The sequence below is a fragment of the Streptomyces rugosispiralis genome, assembly GCF_024505145.1.
GTDB lineage: Bacteria > Actinomycetota > Actinomycetes > Streptomycetales > Streptomycetaceae > Streptomyces > Streptomyces rugosispiralis.
This window is the reverse complement of the sequence record NZ_JANIAA010000192.1, coordinates 1-763: the sequence shown is the minus strand read 5'-3', so window position 1 is coordinate 763 and position 763 is coordinate 1. Positions and strand designations below refer to the sequence as shown.

The window sequence follows — 763 nt, the reverse complement described above, 5'->3', positions numbered from 1 at the left end:
ACCGTCAGCACCGGCCACACCCCGGATCAGCCCCGAGGCGTCCCGGCCCTCCGCGAGTGCCGCCACGCCATCGGCCAGACCGTCCCGGTCGCCGGCCAGGACCACCGCACGGTGTTCGAACGCACTGCGCGTGGTCGCCAACGACAGCCCGATGTCCTCGGCCGACAGCTCTGCCCACTCGCGCGCATGCGCCAGCAGCCGATCCGCCTGTGTCCGCAGCGCGGCCTCGGACTTGCCCGACACCAGCCAGGGAGTGACGGGCAGCCGCCCCAGGCCGCCCGCGGGCTCGTCCACGGCGGGCCGCTCGGCCTCCGGCCGCGGCGAAGGCGCCTGCTCGAGGATGACGTGCGCGTTGGTGCCGCTGACGCCGAAGGAGGACACGCCCGCGCGCCGCGGGCGACCGGTCTCGGGCCACGGCGTGGCGTCGGTCAGTAGTTGGACGGTGCCGGGCGACCAGTCGACGTACGGGGAGGGCTCGTCCACGTTCGGCATCCCGGGCAGCAGACCGTGCCGCATGGCCAGCACCATCTTGATCAGGCCCGCCACACCGGCGGCCGCCTGCGTATGCCCGATGTTGGACTTGATCGAGCCGAGCCACAGGGGCTCGTGGTCGGTGTGCTCCCGGCCGTACGTGGCCAGCAGCGCCTGCGCCTCGATCGGATCGCCCAGCGTCGTACCCGTACCGTGGGCTTCCACGACGTCGATCTGCCCGGCCGGGAGCCCGGCGTTGGCCAGCGCCTGGCGGATCACCCGCTGCTGGGAC

1 protein-coding gene is annotated in these 763 nt (G+C 73.8%); it reads right to left on the bottom strand.

Going from position 1 to position 763, the window contains the following annotated elements; all coding sequences use genetic code 11:
- A partial coding sequence (locus tag NP777_RS47010; protein ID WP_305890870.1) for a ketoacyl-synthetase C-terminal extension domain-containing protein occupies positions 1–763 on the bottom strand: 763 nt, incomplete at both ends.